This window comes from Aeribacillus sp. FSL M8-0235, from assembly GCF_038000355.1.
GTDB classification, from domain to species: domain Bacteria; phylum Bacillota; class Bacilli; order Bacillales; family Aeribacillaceae; genus Aeribacillus; species Aeribacillus composti.
In genome coordinates this window covers 1,825,925-1,842,215 of record NZ_JBBOBW010000001.1, presented here as the reverse complement: position 1 = coordinate 1,842,215, position 16,291 = coordinate 1,825,925, and the positions used below count along the sequence as shown (strand labels likewise).

14 protein-coding genes and 2 pseudogenes are annotated in these 16,291 nt (G+C 38.3%); 5 read left to right on the top strand and 11 right to left on the bottom strand.

Annotation, left to right across the window (positions count from 1 at the left end):
• Positions 1–593 precede the first annotated feature (593 nt).
• Positions 594–1,760 carry a KamA family radical SAM protein gene (locus NSQ71_RS08840; protein ID WP_063389524.1) on the bottom strand — a complete coding sequence of 389 codons (1,167 nt, stop codon included), beginning with the start codon at positions 1,758–1,760 and terminating at the stop codon, positions 594–596.
• Between the two features lie 423 nt (positions 1,761–2,183).
• On the bottom strand, positions 2,184–2,990 hold the full coding sequence (locus NSQ71_RS08835; protein ID WP_066246706.1) for a Cof-type HAD-IIB family hydrolase: 807 nt from the start codon (positions 2,988–2,990) through the stop codon (positions 2,184–2,186).
• A 439-nt stretch (positions 2,991–3,429) separates the two neighbouring features.
• Here NSQ71_RS08835 and NSQ71_RS08830 point away from each other — a divergent pair, with 439 nt between their 5' ends.
• Together NSQ71_RS08830 and NSQ71_RS08825 are read left to right on the top strand one after the other, a co-directional pair.
• Positions 3,430–3,723 carry a hypothetical protein gene (locus NSQ71_RS08830; protein ID WP_066246704.1) on the top strand — a complete coding sequence of 98 codons (294 nt, stop codon included), beginning with the start codon at positions 3,430–3,432 and terminating at the stop codon, positions 3,721–3,723.
• Positions 3,724–3,826: 103 nt separating this feature from the next.
• Positions 3,827–4,393, top strand: coding sequence for a spore coat protein (locus tag NSQ71_RS08825; RefSeq protein ID WP_063389527.1), 567 nt, complete (start codon positions 3,827–3,829; stop codon positions 4,391–4,393).
• A 64-nt stretch (positions 4,394–4,457) separates the two neighbouring features.
• On the opposite strand, the gene NSQ71_RS08820 is transcribed toward NSQ71_RS08825, so the two are convergent.
• From NSQ71_RS08820 to NSQ71_RS08810, 3 genes are all read right to left on the bottom strand, one after another.
• Positions 4,458–5,903: a DHA2 family efflux MFS transporter permease subunit gene (locus NSQ71_RS08820; RefSeq protein ID WP_339195565.1), complete on the bottom strand. Its 1,446-nt coding sequence runs from the start codon at positions 5,901–5,903 to the stop codon at positions 4,458–4,460.
• Positions 5,904–6,076: 173 nt separating this feature from the next.
• Positions 6,077–6,268 carry a hypothetical protein gene (locus tag NSQ71_RS08815; protein WP_340733691.1) on the bottom strand — a complete coding sequence of 64 codons (192 nt, stop codon included), beginning with the start codon at positions 6,266–6,268 and terminating at the stop codon, positions 6,077–6,079.
• 66 nt (positions 6,269–6,334) lie between these two features.
• On the bottom strand, positions 6,335–6,934 hold the full coding sequence (locus NSQ71_RS08810; RefSeq protein WP_340733690.1) for a nitroreductase family protein: 600 nt from the start codon (positions 6,932–6,934) through the stop codon (positions 6,335–6,337).
• A 167-nt stretch (positions 6,935–7,101) separates the two neighbouring features.
• Between NSQ71_RS08810 and NSQ71_RS08805 the strand changes: the two genes are divergently transcribed.
• A complete protein-coding gene (locus NSQ71_RS08805) occupies positions 7,102–7,989 on the top strand; it encodes a hypothetical protein (protein ID WP_339199870.1) in 888 nt (295 codons plus the stop codon).
• A 110-nt stretch (positions 7,990–8,099) separates the two neighbouring features.
• On the opposite strand, the gene NSQ71_RS08800 is transcribed toward NSQ71_RS08805, so the two are convergent.
• From NSQ71_RS08800 to NSQ71_RS08785, 4 genes and pseudogenes are all read right to left on the bottom strand, one after another.
• Positions 8,100–8,510: an acyl-CoA thioesterase gene (locus NSQ71_RS08800; RefSeq protein WP_339199868.1), complete on the bottom strand. Its 411-nt coding sequence runs from the start codon at positions 8,508–8,510 to the stop codon at positions 8,100–8,102.
• A 109-nt stretch (positions 8,511–8,619) separates the two neighbouring features.
• Positions 8,620–9,528 carry a ketopantoate reductase family protein gene (locus NSQ71_RS08795; RefSeq protein WP_063389532.1) on the bottom strand — a complete coding sequence of 303 codons (909 nt, stop codon included), beginning with the start codon at positions 9,526–9,528 and terminating at the stop codon, positions 8,620–8,622.
• A gap of 609 nt (positions 9,529–10,137) precedes the next feature.
• Positions 10,138–10,287, bottom strand: a pseudogene (locus NSQ71_RS08790) (alcohol dehydrogenase); the annotation flags it as partial.
• Complete coding sequence (locus NSQ71_RS08785; protein WP_340733689.1) at positions 10,253–10,495, bottom strand: hypothetical protein; 243 nt, start codon at positions 10,493–10,495, stop codon at positions 10,253–10,255. The pseudogene NSQ71_RS08790 and the gene NSQ71_RS08785, both read right to left, overlap by 35 nt.
• Before the next feature lie 350 nt (positions 10,496–10,845).
• Between NSQ71_RS08785 and NSQ71_RS08780 the strand changes: the two genes are divergently transcribed.
• Positions 10,846–12,942: a DNA topoisomerase III gene (locus tag NSQ71_RS08780; protein ID WP_340733688.1), complete on the top strand. Its 2,097-nt coding sequence runs from the start codon at positions 10,846–10,848 to the stop codon at positions 12,940–12,942.
• Positions 12,943–13,422: 480 nt separating this feature from the next.
• Here NSQ71_RS08780 and cspD read toward each other — a convergent pair whose 3' ends face one another.
• Positions 13,423–13,623 (bottom strand): cold-shock protein CspD, encoded by a 201-nt coding sequence (gene cspD / locus NSQ71_RS08775; protein ID WP_063389535.1) that lies wholly within the window; start codon positions 13,621–13,623, stop codon positions 13,423–13,425.
• Between the two features lie 268 nt (positions 13,624–13,891).
• A complete protein-coding gene (locus tag NSQ71_RS08770) occupies positions 13,892–14,332 on the bottom strand; it encodes a DMT family transporter (RefSeq protein ID WP_340733687.1) in 441 nt (146 codons plus the stop codon).
• A 497-nt stretch (positions 14,333–14,829) separates the two neighbouring features.
• Between NSQ71_RS08770 and NSQ71_RS08765 the strand changes: the two are divergent.
• A pseudogene (locus NSQ71_RS08765) lies at positions 14,830–16,250 on the top strand (LysM peptidoglycan-binding domain-containing protein).
• Positions 16,251–16,291: the final 41 nt, after the last annotated feature.

Below are 16,291 nucleotides of genomic sequence, written 5' to 3'. Positions count from 1 at the left end.
ATATTCAAAATATGATAAATGTCATATATCGTTTTCTATCATATTCGCTTTTGCTGACGGACATGCACACTTGGGAATGAATATTTCTTAACAAAATGCATATTTTCTCAAAGCTTAATGCAGTGAGGGAGACAACGTGCAAAAGATGAAAAGAAAAAGATAACGGCATTTGCGGAATTTTGTGGATCATCAAAAAATATACTCTGGGGAGATTTTTTCATTTAGTATTGAATTTGGATGAAGGTGTGGAGTTTTCTTGTATTTTTTCGATATTACTCTGTTAGCTTACTGGCGATTTTTTTCGTAGCTCTCACCACCAAACTCATCCATTCATTTCTTTGCAGTTTTAGTGTCTTTTTCCCTTTTATTAAGAATGAGAACGTTTTCAAATCGCAAAAAAACTGGAACTTGAGCTTGGCCTCTTTGTTAGACTTCTCCATACGCAAACGGCAAAATCAACCTGTATGATGATATTCGAACAAAATTCTCATCTGCTTCCCTGTTTCTTTTCGTCTATTTAACCCCTGTATAATTTTGCTTCGTTTATAACGATTTTTTTAAAGGCTGTCACAAACGACAGCCTTGTCCATTTTTTATTTTGCTATTTTTTGAGGATGATCTGGCAATTCATTGACTGAAACAACTTGGTCTGTTTTCTTTTTTGGTTTTTTCCAATACTTTTCGTTGCCAGGCAGATCATCAAACCATGTTGCATCATCAGGGCAATCAAGCACCATAAATTGTCCATAATTGCCATCTCTAGATTGGTGATATTTCAAATACGCTTTTCCGTTTTCGATAGCTAAAATCTCGATTTTCCCAGAGGTATGGCTCATTGACAGGCGGACGCGCTTGCCTAGACCTGACGTTCTTGCTTTTGCTTGTTCAACGATATCGTAAACTTCTTTCAATGTTAATACAAAGTCACTGTTGCCAGCAACAGGTCGATTCACAAAGAAATAATAAGGTGTTACTCCCGCCCATGATAACTTATCTAATAATTCGCCTAAAACAACAGGATCGTCATTAATTCCTTTTAATACTGGAGTTTGGTTGACCACTATTGCTCCGGCATCATGGAGCGCTTCAAAAGCTTTTTTTGCTTCTTTCGTAATTTCTCTCGGATGGTTGACGTGAGCCATAATGTAGATTCGTTTTTCAGGAGATGAAAACTCTCTAATGAGTTGGAGTAAAGATTCATCTTCATAAATTCTCATAGGGTTAAAGACAGGCATTTTGGAGCCGATGCGGATAATTTTTACATGCTCGATTTCTCGTAAGCTTTCAATGATCATGCGCAATTTTTTCGTAGCAAGGATTAAAGGATCCCCTCCAGTTAGAAGAACATTGTTGATTTCAGGAGTTTTGCGAATATAGTCAATACCAGGCTGTACGTCTGCCATCGCTTCTTTTACATCACTTCTAAATAATCTTTTTCGAAAGCAATAGCGGCAATATGCTCCGCAAACCTCAGAAACTAGCAGCAATGCTGTTGTTTTGTACTTATGCTGGCAGCCAGGAACGACATAGTTTGTATCTTCATCTGATGCGTCCCACCTCCCATACTCTCGCATTTCTCCTTCATTTGGAATAACTAATTTTCTGATAGGGTCGTTCGGATCATTCCAGTCGATCAAGCTTAAATAATAATCATTGACCCGAAACACATATTTTTCTGTGATCGGCTTCAGCTTTTCCCGTTCCTCTTTTGGGATTTGTTCAATTTTGTCGATGTTTGTTATATATTTTGGCATCGCCACATGTATCACTCCCCCATCATTTGTTAACAGTTCTATGATAACATATAGTAACAAATTATTTAGCAATATGTCCAAAACGTTCATTATTTTTTTGCAAATTTCGATAATATTTTTCAAAAAAATTTGCCTTCCAGCAAGGAAAACTATTAAGCTAGTTTTCCAATGCGGACTTTTCTCTAATACAAGTCAAAATAGAAGGCAGATTCCACTACATTTGCTAAAACAAGGAATAAATATCTGACATATCTTGATAAGCTTTCACTAAATTTAGAATCCTTTTTTGCGAGTCTTTATCCCCGCTCAAACAATATATTGACTTAAGCCAAAAATGGAAAAAAAATCGTTTTCTATATTTTATATAAATAAGTAAAATAAGCGGCTTCCTGCTTTACATGAATTCTTTCGGGCAGCATGAAGCATTGCTTAAACTGATACAGCCTTCAACAGTTCTTTTACCGCATAGGCAAAGCCGTTCTCATCGTTCGTTTTCGTGACAAAATCGGCTTTTTCTTTCACTTCCTTTGGAGCATTTCCCATTGCAACCGATGTGGTCGCGATCTCGAATTGGGAAATGTCGTTGCCTCCGTCGCCAAACGCATAAATTTCTTCAAATGTCAGCTGCTTCATTTTTTGATAGCGTAAAATCGCTTTTCCTTTATGTGCTTCGCTGGAGGTAATTTCAATATTATTCGGAAATGATGAGGCAATGGATAGGTCGCTTCTTTCGCTTAAAGCTTCCTTCACTCGATCGATTTTTTCCGTTTCATCATGATTCACTAATCCAATCAGCTTATAGATTTTTACATTTTCCAGCTTGAAAATAGAGTCATAATCAAATTGGCGAAACATCTCTTCGATCTCTTTCCAGCTCAGCTTATGCAAAGGCGGTAAAGTGGATGGAAAGCCACCCTGATTGGTGTAAACGAGAATTCCGACATCCAGAGCATTTACTGCTGCAAAAATTTCTTTAAACGTTTTTTCATCTATTGTTGCTTCATACATCAGCTCTCTTTTATCGGAATATAATACAGCCCCATTAACACAAAAAATCGGCACTTGGAGCTCTTCAACCGCTTTAATCTTGATGACGTCCGGAAATGCACGTCCCGTATTTAAAATGACTTCATGTCCTTGCTTTTTCAATTCATGTAAAACTGATAAATTTTCATGTGAAATTTCATGCTGCGAATTTAATAGTGTGCCATCTAAATCAATTGAAAAACATTTCATATCCTCATCCCAATTCCTTTCTTTTTTTAAAATAATAAAGAAACTTCTTATTTTTCTCTTACCTATTTTATCAAAATCGTCCTGATCGCTGTAAAGATTTCCTGTTTACAAGAAAATCACTGCATTATCGGTCAAAGAGCTTGATTTGCCAGAAAGTCACTTTCCGCTCGGTTGATGGCAGCCCAAAAGATTGAAGAGGTTTAGAAAATTTAAAAGAAAGCTTCAGTACAAAATGGACAGTGACATCTATGCAAAAATAGCTGGATTCGAAGCATCGGCTGGGCATACAACAAATGACAAGAAGATGGCAAATAGATAGATACACGTACAATAGGCTATAGATGCAAATTGTCTGGCTTTTTTACCTTCAACTGGAAAAATTTTTTCATAGTGATTCACTCTTCAATGTTATAAGTTTTTATTAGGGAGTGAATATCAAATGATCTATCGAAGTGTCAAACAACTGGAAAAAGAATATAAACTAAAAGAAGCCCTTCGTTCTGTCAGAGATTTATGGTATCAACTAACGGAAGGGTATGTAACGATCCCTGAATCGACTGAAAAGCTTCAATCTTTCATTGAATATTTTGAAGGAGAATTGCCTGCAGGATGGATCCTCACAATGGATGAACAAGGAACGATACAAGCACGTACAAATTATTCTAATAGATTTAGTCAGATGCTAGTATGTAAAAGCTTTTCTGGAAAAGAGCGTGTAAAAATAATTTCTTAAAAGTTTTCCCTCAGTATCGCAGACTGAGGGGTTTTTTGTATAAAATGAAAAATTTCAAACATAATACTAACTGTTAAAAAATTACTTAGGAGGGATTGAAGGTATGAATCAATTAGGTGCTCATGAATTAATGGAAGTACATGAAGTTTTAACAAACACAATTGATGGAATTAACCAATTTCAACTTTATCAGCCCCATTGCAAAGATCCAGAGCTGCAAAACATTTTGCAAAATCAAATCATTTTTATGACAAATGAATACAATTCAATCGTTCAAATAGTAAGAAACAAGAGCAGTCAGCAAAATTTCAGCACTTACCGCCCATTGAAAAATGCAAGCCCTTCCTTTGGCACCTCAGGCGGAACACCGGAAGCTCCCAACAGCTCAATAAACGAGATGAACGACCATGATGTTGCGTCAGGAATGTTAGGATGTTTAAAAGCGTCAGCAGCATTAAGGATGCATGCTGCATTGGAATGCTCAGATCCGGAATTAAGAAATGTCGTGCTCCAAGGGGCGAAAAATTGCGCAGAGCAAGCTTATGAAGTTTGGCAATATATGAACCAAAAAGGTTATTATCAAGTGCCGGTCTTTCAGCAAAATACTGCTCAAGCGATCATCAATCATTATCAACCGGCTGGCAATCAAATGAACAATCAGCAGACATAAAACGATAAAGCAGCAGGGCTTACCCTGCTTCTGCTTTATTTTTTAGCTATTGCCAAGAAAAAAATTAGCTTTCGCTCACAATTTGCTTGTTTTCTTTTTCCTTTAGACTTTCGTCTTTTGCCGCTTGCGAATTTTTCATAAAAAACGATAAGATGAGAGCGATCGCAGAGAATATACCTGCCACTACAAAAGATATATTTACTCCATGTATCATTCCTTCAATACCTTTTTCAGGCAACGCTGTATTTGTCATGACTGTCACAAGCAAAGCTGTTCCAACTGCACCAGCTACTTGCCGCATTGTGTTGTTCATCGCAGTTCCGTGTGAAATTAAATATGTAGGCAGTTGATTTAAACCAGCGGTTGTCACCGGCATCATGACCATCGCAACACCGACCATCCTGAAAGCATTTACTGCCGCTAAATAGGTAAACGTTGTATGTAAGGTGAGGTGTGACAGCATAAACGTCGTGATCGTTAAGGTAAAAAATCCAATAATCGCCAGCCATTTGGCACCGAATTTATCAAATAATCTGCCTGTTATCGGGTTGGCCACCCCTTGGACAAGTGCGCCTGGCAAGAGCGCCAGTCCGGACTCAAATGCTGAAAATCCCAGCATATTTTGCATAAACATCGGCAAAATAACTGCTCCGCCAATCATAGACAGAAACACAATCATGCCTAAAACAGTTGTGATCGAAAATGTCTTGCTTTTAAATACTTTGAATTCCAAGATCGGCTCATCCAATTGCAGCTGTCTAATTATAAACCAAGTAAGAGTGATCAAACCGATGAAGAGCGATAAAATAACTTGACCGCTCCCCCAGCCGCTGCTTCCAGCTGCGCTGAATCCATACAATAAACCGCCGAAGCCTAACGTTGAAAGGATGATGGATAAAATATCGATTTTTGGGTAAGTTTGCCGCGTAACGTTTTTTAGGATGAAAAAAGCTAAGATAAGATCAATGACTACAATAGGTAAGAGCACATAAAACAAGCTTCTCCATGCAAAATGCTCTACAAGGTAACCGGATAAAGTCGGACCAATTGCCGGCGCAAATGCAATAACGAGTCCAAACATCCCCATTGCCGTTCCTCTTTTTTCAACGGGAAAAATTAAAAACAAGATTGTCTGCATCAGCGGCATGATAATTCCGGCACCAGCAGCCTGCGCCACTCTCCCTGCCATTAAAACAGAAAAATTGGGAGCAATTGCACAAATTGCAGTTCCAACAGCAAAAATTCCGATGGCTGTAAGAAACAGTCCTCTTGTCGTAAAACGACCAATCAAAAACGCGGTGATCGGTATCATAATCCCATTAACAAGCATAAAAATCGATTGCAGCCATTGAACTGTATTGGCATCAACTTTGAAATCCATCATTAAATGCGGCAAAGCAGTTCCAAGCAACGTTTGGTTTAAAATGGCAACAAAAGCACCGGACATTAACACAATCATGAGCGGCACTTTATTAAAGGTTTCCTGTGCTAGGTCTCGTTCTTCTCCCATATAAATCCTTCTTTCTAACAATTTTTCTATATTATTTAGCGATACAAATAGACTGCTTAATACATGTTATTGTAATATTTTTTCTTTGTAAATAGGAAGAATATATACTTGATGGGGATGAAACTTGAAGAGCGTTTTCCATAAATGAAGCAATTGTTGTCTTTATATTTATATTAGCGTACATTACCATAGTGAAGGAAGATGAAGAAAAAAGCAATTGTTTCGCTCACCTTTATTTTCTTTTTTGATAATAAGTAGGAAACGTTTGAAAAAATTTTTACATCATAAGTGTCAAAAAAAAATATCACTCCTTCCAATATAAAAAAGAACAGCCGTTTTTTCTCTTTCGGTTTGAATTGTTTCAAATGCAAAACCCCTTTTCAGCTTTACTTTTTAAAAAGGGGTGACAACAATTTGAAAACAAAAGCATCTTATTTAAATATTTTCAATCGCTCTTCTATTGGTTTTTTTTCTTTATCACCGGGCTCAGCTGTCGGTTTTCCGAACGGCATTTGAGCAATTAGTTTCCATTCATTTGGTATATTCCATTCTTTCTTCACTTCATCATCGATGAGCGGATTATAGTGCTGCAGCGAGGCGCCCAATCCTTCAATTTCCAACGAAGTCCAAATCACAAATTGCAGCATTCCAGAAGACTGTTGTGACCAAATCGGGAAATTGTCCGCATATAATGGGAATTGTTCCTGCAACCCTTGAACAACGCGGTCATCTTCAAAGAACAATACAGTACCGTATCCATTTCGGAATGAATTTATTTTTTCATCTGTTGAAGCAAATTGATCCGCTGGAACAATTTTTCGCAACGTTTCTTTCGTTATATCCCACAATTTGTTATGATGCTCGCCAAGCAAAAGAACGACTCGGGCGCTTTGGGAATTAAAAGCGGATGGTGTATATAGAACTGCGTGGCTGATCACTTCTTGAATACGCTCATCAGAAACAGTTGATTCTTTACTGATTCCGTAATAAGTGCGTCGATGTTTGACTGCTGAATAAAAGTCATTTGACACGTTCATCTCTCCTTTCTGAATTTCAATCTTTTTATATCATTCCTTTTAAACGCTTTGCCTATTACACTTCTTAGTAACGTTTTGAATAAAATTTTTTCTTGTAAGAGCCGTATTTTGAGGGATATAATTTACATGAAATCAATAATATTAGAAAAGGCGGTAAAAACTTGAAACAGCGGAACTTATTTTTCTACATTTTGATTTTTGCCATGATGTTTCTGTTCGGATGTACATCAAAAGAATATAAATCCAACATGGAATCTGGTATTGAAGCGCTAAAAAAAGAACAATACAGCGACGCCATCTCGTTTTTTAACAAAGCTCTTCATGAAAAAAACACTGAAGAAGTTCAATTGGCGCTGGATTTGTCAAAACAAATTAAAGACAGCGTTGCTGCCCTTGAAAAAGGAGAATTTGAAACCGCCATATCATTGGCAGAAAAAATCAAAAATTCAAATGAAACCTCCAAGGTTCTTGATATTCTCAAACCGAAAGCTGAAAAAATAATCGAAGAGGCGGAAAAAACGAGCGCCGCTTTAAAAGAAATGGAATCTGAACTTGAGTCAGGGAAAGCATTGTTGGAAGAAAACAAGTTTGACGAAGCATTCGCCATATTTAAGAAAATTGCGGAAACAACATCAAATAACGAGAAGATCGTCAGCGTTACCAAAAATGCAGAACAATTCATGAATCAAGCGGCTGCGGCGAAAAATCAATACTTGCAGGAGCAGGAGAAAAAACTTCAAGAAGAGCGGCAAAAAGCTGAAGAAGAAGCAAAAAAGAGAAAGGAAGAGCAAAAAAAGGCTGAGGAATCAAAGAAAAGCCGTCCTATAAGCCATACAGAAGCTGAACAGCTAGTTCGGGAGTATTTAAAAATTGAAAATACTTCTAACGTTTACGTTGAATATGATCATGATAATGAAAAAGGCGAATATATTATTCACGTTTATGAAATCGTGATCAGTGATCCGGAGACAAAAGAGGGACATACATCTACATGGGGCTGGTATGCAGTCGACCCGGTCAAAAAAGTTGTGCGTGATGCGTTTGAATAACAAATTTTAAGGATTTTCCGGTGGATACATTCGGAAAATCCTTTTTCTTTAGCTATTTAATCAGAATGATATTAATTCAACTGATAAGGCTTACAAAATTGCCTTGCTCATTAAACAGCTACTAAGTATTGTTCAAGGATCGAACGCATTTCAGGAGTTAAAGGCTCAGAACGCTGCAACTTAAAATTGTAATGAACGATAACTCCTTCCCCTTTTGCGATCAATTTCCCCGTTTCTGCATTTTTTATTTCATGCTCCATCGAAAAGCTTTTCGTTCCAATCCGCGTAATTTTTGAAGTTACCGTTAATGTATCATGGGCATACGCTTGGGCAAGGTAATCACATTTTGTGGATGCTAAAATAAATTTCCAGTCTTGGTTCCCTACTTGTTTTGATATGTGTTTTAAAAATTTAGTCCGAGCTTCCTCCATATACAAATAATAGCTTGTATTGTTAACATGGCCTGACGCATCCGTTTCGCAATATCTTACATAAATTTCTGTATCTGGAATGGTCTTCATGCTAAATCGTCCTTTCTTTTATGTCTTATTTTTCTGTTTTTATCAATCGATCGATATTTATGTATGAATGGAATTGAATCCTACATGTGTATAGGAATTGTCCATCGGATCATCGATGTGTTTCAAGAAAAAGCAAATTGCTGTACAACGTTTGAAGAACAGGCGTTTCAACACCAATCTGCCGCCCCTTTTTCACGATAAACCCGCACAATGATTCGATTTCCATCCTTTTTCCTTTCAATCGATCTTGCAGCATGGACGGCTTATGCTTCAGAGCTGCTCCTGAATTGGCAAAAGTGCGATGAAACATTTCTTCATCTAATGGAATCCCGATTTTATTGGCTACTCGCATCACTTCTCGGCAAGCATTTTCAGCTGTTTTCCTCAATTCTTTATGCTCCATAATTTCACCGACAGTCGCTTTGGATAAAGCAGCAAGCGGATTGAAGGTTGCATTCCACAACAGCTTTTTCCACTTATCCAGCATGATATCATCTGTTGTTTTTACAAAAATTTCAGCTTGACGAAAAAGATCTGCCACTTTATCGCGGAACGAAATGAGAGATTCATCCAGAGCACCGATTACTAGTTTTGCTCTTCCGCTATGCTTTATGACCCCAGGCTCTTCCACATGTGACGACAGATAGGTTGCAGCTGACAAGAGCCTTTTTCCACCTAAAATTTGAGCGAGCTTTTCTTCATTGTCGACTCCATTTTGCAGCGTCAAAACAACTGCGCGATCATTCTGCAAAGAGGCAATCTGTTCTGCTGTACTTTCCGTGTCTGTTGATTTCACACAAAACAGTATCAGCTCACAATCAGCAAAATCCTCTATTTTATCTGTAAAAACACCGTCTATTGTGAGGAGTTGATCATTCGTTTTAACCACTAAACCTGATTTTTTCATTGCCTCTAAATGCTTGCCCCTTGCAAGAAAAACAACATCATGTCCGGCTTTCTTTAACAAAGCTCCAAAATAGCCGCCGACCGCGCCAGCTCCAGCAACAGCGATTTTCATAACATTCCCCCTTCAATTGAATCAAAAAGCTTATGAATGACAGAATAAACAGAAAATAATGAAATGCAAGTTTTGCACCTCAATTATTAACCTAATCTTTTCATTAATCAAGTGAAAGCATTCGGGACTGAAAAGTCTTGAGTGTTTAAAACCAATAGTAAAAACGAGCCTCCAAAACAGATAATAATCTTGAAATCAATATCAGACTCTAGACTATTATGATTTATTCTATGTTCCATGAGGATTCGCAAAGCGCGCAGATCACAAACACTCATAACTTAAAATGACGGCAATGCTATAAAAAAAGAAGCAGAAGTTGAAAAAAGCCTTTCCAAAATGAACGAACTCCGTGAAATAGCTTCTCTCCCCCACCGAATCGTTGACTTAGCTTTCGAATAAAATACGCCTAATTTATTTTCAAGTCTTGTAAACATACAGCAGCTGGCACGTTTTTGCTTTCTTAAATTTTACAGTTTATATGAAAAATGAACAGATAGGTTTAAGCATCCATCCAACACACATAACCCCGTTCTAAGTTTAGGACGGGGTTACAATAAAATGGTTTACTTTTTAAGAACAATGCTTCACTTACATCAAGATTTTTAAAGGTTAATCATTGGATAAAATGACTTTCATCGCTTTTTCTTTAGCCGCATTGCGAAATACTTCGTATGCCTGCAAAATCTGGTCCAGCGAAAAACGATGAGTGACTAACTGTTCCGGTTTAATTTTTCCTGACTGCACCGTCTTTAGCAGCAACTGAAAAATTCTTTTTATATATTACTGCCATTAAAAGCGGAACAACGATTGCCAAGTCTATTAAAGTGCCAAGGATGACCCATCCCATTTCCTCAGGCAATACCATAATCGACAAAGGCGACCTATATATTAGAAAATTGGAACAAAGTACCAGCACCAATAAGGACAACCATATATACCTTTTTTTATCAAATTGCCAAGCTTCCACAAATCCACCCCTTTTTACCTATATTGTAACAGATTTTAAAATATTTCGTTTTTTATTTTTGTTAATTTTCAAAATTGCCAGCTTTCTCCTTGTCTCTGCTGATTTTAAGAAACGAACATGTTCCTAAATGGATTGTGATTGATTTCTTGAGGTAATACGAAAGAACTAAATTTGAACATGCATCCTCTGTATGTGAACAGTCAATCATCCCATAGTACAACCTTTACAAGAATTCATTGCCTTAAGAGATATAAAACTGAAACATATTATGCTTTTTCATTCAACTAATGCAAACCTCCCTCCATTCCGTTATACTTAAAACGTTGTTGATTGAAAGAAAGGAGCATTATATGAAATCTCTCGTTTTAGCTGAAAAGCCGAGCGTTGCACGTGAGATAGCCCGTGTGCTTGGCTGCAAAAAAGAGCATAAATTTCACTTTGAAGGAAGCAAGTATATCGTAACGTGGGCGCTCGGTCATTTAATTGAATTGAAGATGCCGGAACATTACGATCCAAAATATAAAACATGGCGGCTGGAAGATTTGCCAATTATCCCAGAAAAAATGGGGTTAAAAGTAATTAGACAAACGAGCCGGCATTATAAAGGCATAGAACTGTTGGCGAAACGAACGGACATTAAAGATTGCATTATCGCAACAGACGCCGGACGTGAAGGCGAACTTGTTGCAAGATGGATTTTAAAAAAGCTGAACTGGAAAAAGCCGATTTTGCGCCTATGGATTTCATCTCAGACCGATAAAGCCATTCGTGACGGTTTCAAGCATTTAAAACCTGGGAAACAATTTGAAGCATTATATCAGTCTGCTGTTTGCCGTGCTGAGGCAGATTGGCTCATCGGCTTAAATGTGACAAGAGCTTTGACGACGAAATATAATGACCCGCTTTCGGCAGGGCGCGTGCAGACCCCAACCCTTGCCATGATCATGAAAAGGGAAACAGAAATTCAAAAATTTGTACCGAAGCCGTATTGGACGATTCATGCAAAAATCGGTTCCATTCATACCATCTGGGAGCGAAACGGCGAAAAAAGAATTTTTTCCAAAGAAACGGCTGAACATCTATTGGCAAACCTGAATGGTAAAAAAGGTACAGTCATCAAAGTGGAGCGCAAGCAAAAGAAAGAACATCAGCCGCTGCCATACGACCTAACCGAGCTGCAGCGGGATGCCAACAAGCGTTTCGGCTTTTCCGCAAAGAAAACGTTAACGATACTGCAAAAGCTTTATGAGCATTATAAGCTTGTCACATACCCGCGGACAGACTCCCGTTATTTAACTGCGGATATGGAATCGACAATGTTTGACAGGCTTCAGGCAATGGCTTCCGGCTATAAAGACGAAATCCGCCCTCTCCTTTCCAACAAAGGAAAAATTTTATTAAAACGGGTGTTCAATAATGAAAAAGTGACCGATCATCATGCCATTATCCCGACGGAGGAACCGCTAAATATGAGCCAGCTTTCCAATGATGAAAGGAAGCTGTATGATTTGATTGCCCGCCGGTTTTTGGCGCTGTTTTATCCTGCTTACGAATATGAAACCGTCCATGCGGTTTTTGATGTGAACGGAGAAACACTCACTGCAAAAGAGACAATTGTATTGAATAATGGATTTAAAGCCGTTTTAGGGAAGCAGCAGGATGAGCCGGAAAACAGAAACATCCCTGCTTTGGTTAAAGGACAATCTTTTGCTGTTCATCAAGTAGAAATAGAAGAAAAATTGGAACAACCTCCTCTTCGCTATTCAGAGGCGGACATTCTTACGCAGATGGAAAAGTTCGGACTCGGCACTCCTGCAACTAGGGCGGATATTATTGAAAGACTTATCGAAACAGAAGCGGTTGAGCGAAAAAACGGAAGGTTCTACCCAACGAAAAAAGGTAAACAACTGATTGAACTTGTCAATGATGAACTAAAATCACCTGAACTGACAGCGCGCTGGGAAAAAGAGCTTGAAGCGATCGCACGGGGAAAAGGAAATCCTGAATTTTTCCTAAACAACATTCGCAAGCAAACGAAACGGCTCGTTAATGAAATAAAAAATAGCGATAGAAGCTACAAAGCACACAATTTAACCGGCTCCATGTGCCCGGAATGCGGCTCCTTTTTAAAAATACGTTCTACAAAAGAAGGACGTTTATTAACATGTTCGAACATGGAATGCCGCTATAGCAAACGAAAAGATCCGAAGCTGTCCAACCGCCGCTGTCCACAATGCAAAAAACGAATGGAAATCCATAACGGCAAAGCCGGTGTTTACTTCCAATGCCGCCGCTGCAATGTGGTTGAAAAAGCGGAAGAAAAGAAAACAGCAGTCAATAACCGCAAAGATCGGGCTTTAATTCAAAAATACAGCCCGAAAAGCGATTCTTTTGGCACAAGTTTAGGTGATTTGTTAAAACAGGTGTTGGAAGAAAAACAGCAATAAATAAAAAAGCTTCCGGATGCTGCGTTTACGACAAAAAGTTAGCTTGTTTCTATTTAAAAAACGGTGTCACGACGAATCTGGAATGGTATGCAGTTTGTTTCAAATTTTAAAAGGGATTTGTCAAATAAGTCATTTTTTCGGCTTATAGACAAACCCCTTTAATATTTAGAAACGTTCATATCGATGTTTATGATTATAATGGACTCCACTTTCTGGACAGCTCCTTATCATTCGTTAACTACACGCGAATTAAAACGTTATGTACTATTTGTTCCCCCCTGCATTTCTAAAAAGCTCAAAACAGTCAACCACATATATTCGAAAATGGTCTCCCCTCTTTCGACCTCCCCAATATATTTAAAAATCAAGAATGTTTATACACATGCTGCAGGGTCTTTATCGAACAGTAATCCTCAAGTCGAGATGTTTATAAATTTCTAAAAAAAAGCGGCACCTAAATAAGGCGCCACTTTGAAAGGATTAGTTTTTTTGTACGTTTGCCGCTTGAGGTCCGCGTTGGCCTTCGACAATTTCAAATTTAACAGTTTGCCCTTCTTCTAACGTTTTAAAACCATCGCCTTGAATCGCCGAAAAATGAACAAACACATCGTCTCCACCATCGACTTCAATAAATCCAAACCCTTTTTCACTGTTAAACCATTTTACCTTACCTGTGTTCATGCTTTTTCCTCCAAAAAAAAGATTTTACCATTCATTGTTTGTTTTTCATAAGAAAAAAAAGCCGCACACTCATGAGAAATGCAGACCATATAAGATCGCCTGCATTTCAATATGAGGTACGACTTATAATGGATCCATGATAAAACGAACTAAATGGCTAATTCATTATAACCAATCAAACATAAAGAGTCAAGAAAATGTAAGAATGTTCTTGACTCTTTAAGGGTGATACTTTATGTTATGCGCTGCTTTCCCCTAAAAACAAATCTCATTCACTGCCGCGGTAAAGAAAGAACAGAGCTGTCAGCATTAGCCCGATCCCAATCAGGCGGTTTATGTCTATTCGATTTTTCGGCATTCCAAATAATCCAAAATGATCAATGATGACGCTGATGGCCATTTGACCGACGATTCCTGCAAGGAGCGTTACGGCCACCCCAACCTTCGGAACAGAAATAATGGTAAACGTGACGAACATCGCGCCTAAAAATCCCCCAAGCAAATTCCATTTTGGAACTTGAAACAAATTGGTAATGTGGCCCTTTCCAAAAAATAAAACAAGGAACGCTAAAACCATTGTTCCAACAAAAAAAGAGACAAATGCTCCTTCAACAGCACCGATTTTTTTGCCTAGACTTCCGTTAATCGGCGACTGTATTCCTATCATCATCCCTCCCAGTATCGCTAAAAAAATGTAAATCCATTTCATCCTGAACCCTCCCCAGAAATATAATTTCTCTTCTAGCCGCTTGAACTCCTTTACGTAAAAACGTTCTTAAGTAAAAAAGTTGATTTTCTAAAATTTTCATTTTGTAAAAAAAGAAGAGACTTAAAAAAACGGCGCTTTTGTAAAAGCTCTTAAAATGATGAAAGACAACAGAATTTATCAATAAATTTTTGTTGTCTGAAAGTGCAAACCTGCCGTTCAGATGAGAATCAAACCCGTTAAATAATTTTCTAGCACCCCCACAGAAAATGATGCTGTAAAGGAGGAGATGAAGACCGATCTATTTGTTTGATGAAGAGCACAACGTTTACAAGTATATTCGGCCTGATGATTAGTTCAATTATCCATTAACGACAATTTACTACACTTGTTATATGTAAAGACCTTAAAAAAATTATATTCAGCAAACTATTTTCTCTCATGTCATTTTCTAGATCAACCATTTTCAACATATATATAAACAAAAAAAGGAGGCACTTATGATCATTCATATTATACAAAGAGAGAGACTTTATGGAACATAGCTGAACGCTACGGTATCAGTCTTTCTGAAATTATTGCTGCAAACAGTCTGCCCGATCCTAATCGATTACTGATTGGCCAATCACTTGTGATTCCCATTGCTTTTCGTCAACATATCGTCCGAGCAGGGGAAACATTATGGCAAATTGCCCAAAAATATGGAGTTGCCGTCGGGTCTATTGTTCAGGCTAACCATATTAGTGATCCTTCAAAAATTAATCCGGGAATAATTTTAAACATTCCGCCTCGCATCCATACTGTGAAGCCTGGAGAGAATTTATCGCAAATTTCTCAAATTTACCGTATATCCGTACAGGAAATTGCCAAAGCCAATCGAATTCAAAATCCCGACCTTCTTTATCCGGGGACAAGATTAACGATTCCTTTTGTAAAACCAGTCATTGACGTAAATGCATATACGATCCATGCAGGTGAAGAAGGAGGCAAAGAAGTTCGAGAAGCTGGCAGCTTTTTAACATACGTTTCTCCATTTGCCTACATCATCCGGGAAGACGGCGGACTCGATGCAATAAACGACACAGCGATTCTTCAAGCTGCTTTAACAGAACAAGTGATACCAATGATGAGCATAACAAATTTTACGTTCAGGGACCCCGGGTCACGGCTGGCTCATGCCATCCTTTCAAATACGGAACTGCAAGATCGATTATTGACCACCATTATAAACACTATGAAAGAAAAAGGTTATCGTGGATTAAATATTGATTTTGAAAATGTATTTCCTGACGATCGTGAGTTATATAATCAATTTTTACAGCGCGCCGTTGACCGATTGCACAAAGAAGGATATTTTGTTTCGACCGCGCTCGCCCCTAAAACGAGCCCAGAACAAAAAGGAATATTATATGAGGCACACGACTATGCCGCACACGGCAGGATTGCAGATTTCGTTATTTTAATGACATACGAATGGGGTTATAGGCTTGGACCTCCTCAGGCGATCTCTCCGCTTAATCAAATCAAACAAGTGCTAGATTATGCTGTAACCGTCATTCCAAGAAATAAAATCTTTATGGGCTTCCAAGTATATGCTCGTGACTGGCTCCTTCCCCATGTTCAAGGTCAGGAAGCAGAAACATTCGATATGCAAGAAGCGATTCGTCGAGCAGTTCAACATGGTGCTGTGATACAGTATGATCGAACATCTCAATCTCCGTTTTATCGGTATGTGGATGAACAAGGCCGTACGCATGAGGTCTGGTTTGAAGACGCGCGCAGCACCCGGGCAAAATTTGATGCGGTAAAGGATTACGGTTTACGGGGATTTAGTTATTGGGTACTTGGCTATCCGTTCCCGCAAAATTGGGTATTACTTGAAGACAATTTTCAAGTGCGGAAATTCCGTTCAATTCATTGATAGCAGAAGTCTCTCATAGCACAAATGAAAATAAGGGAACC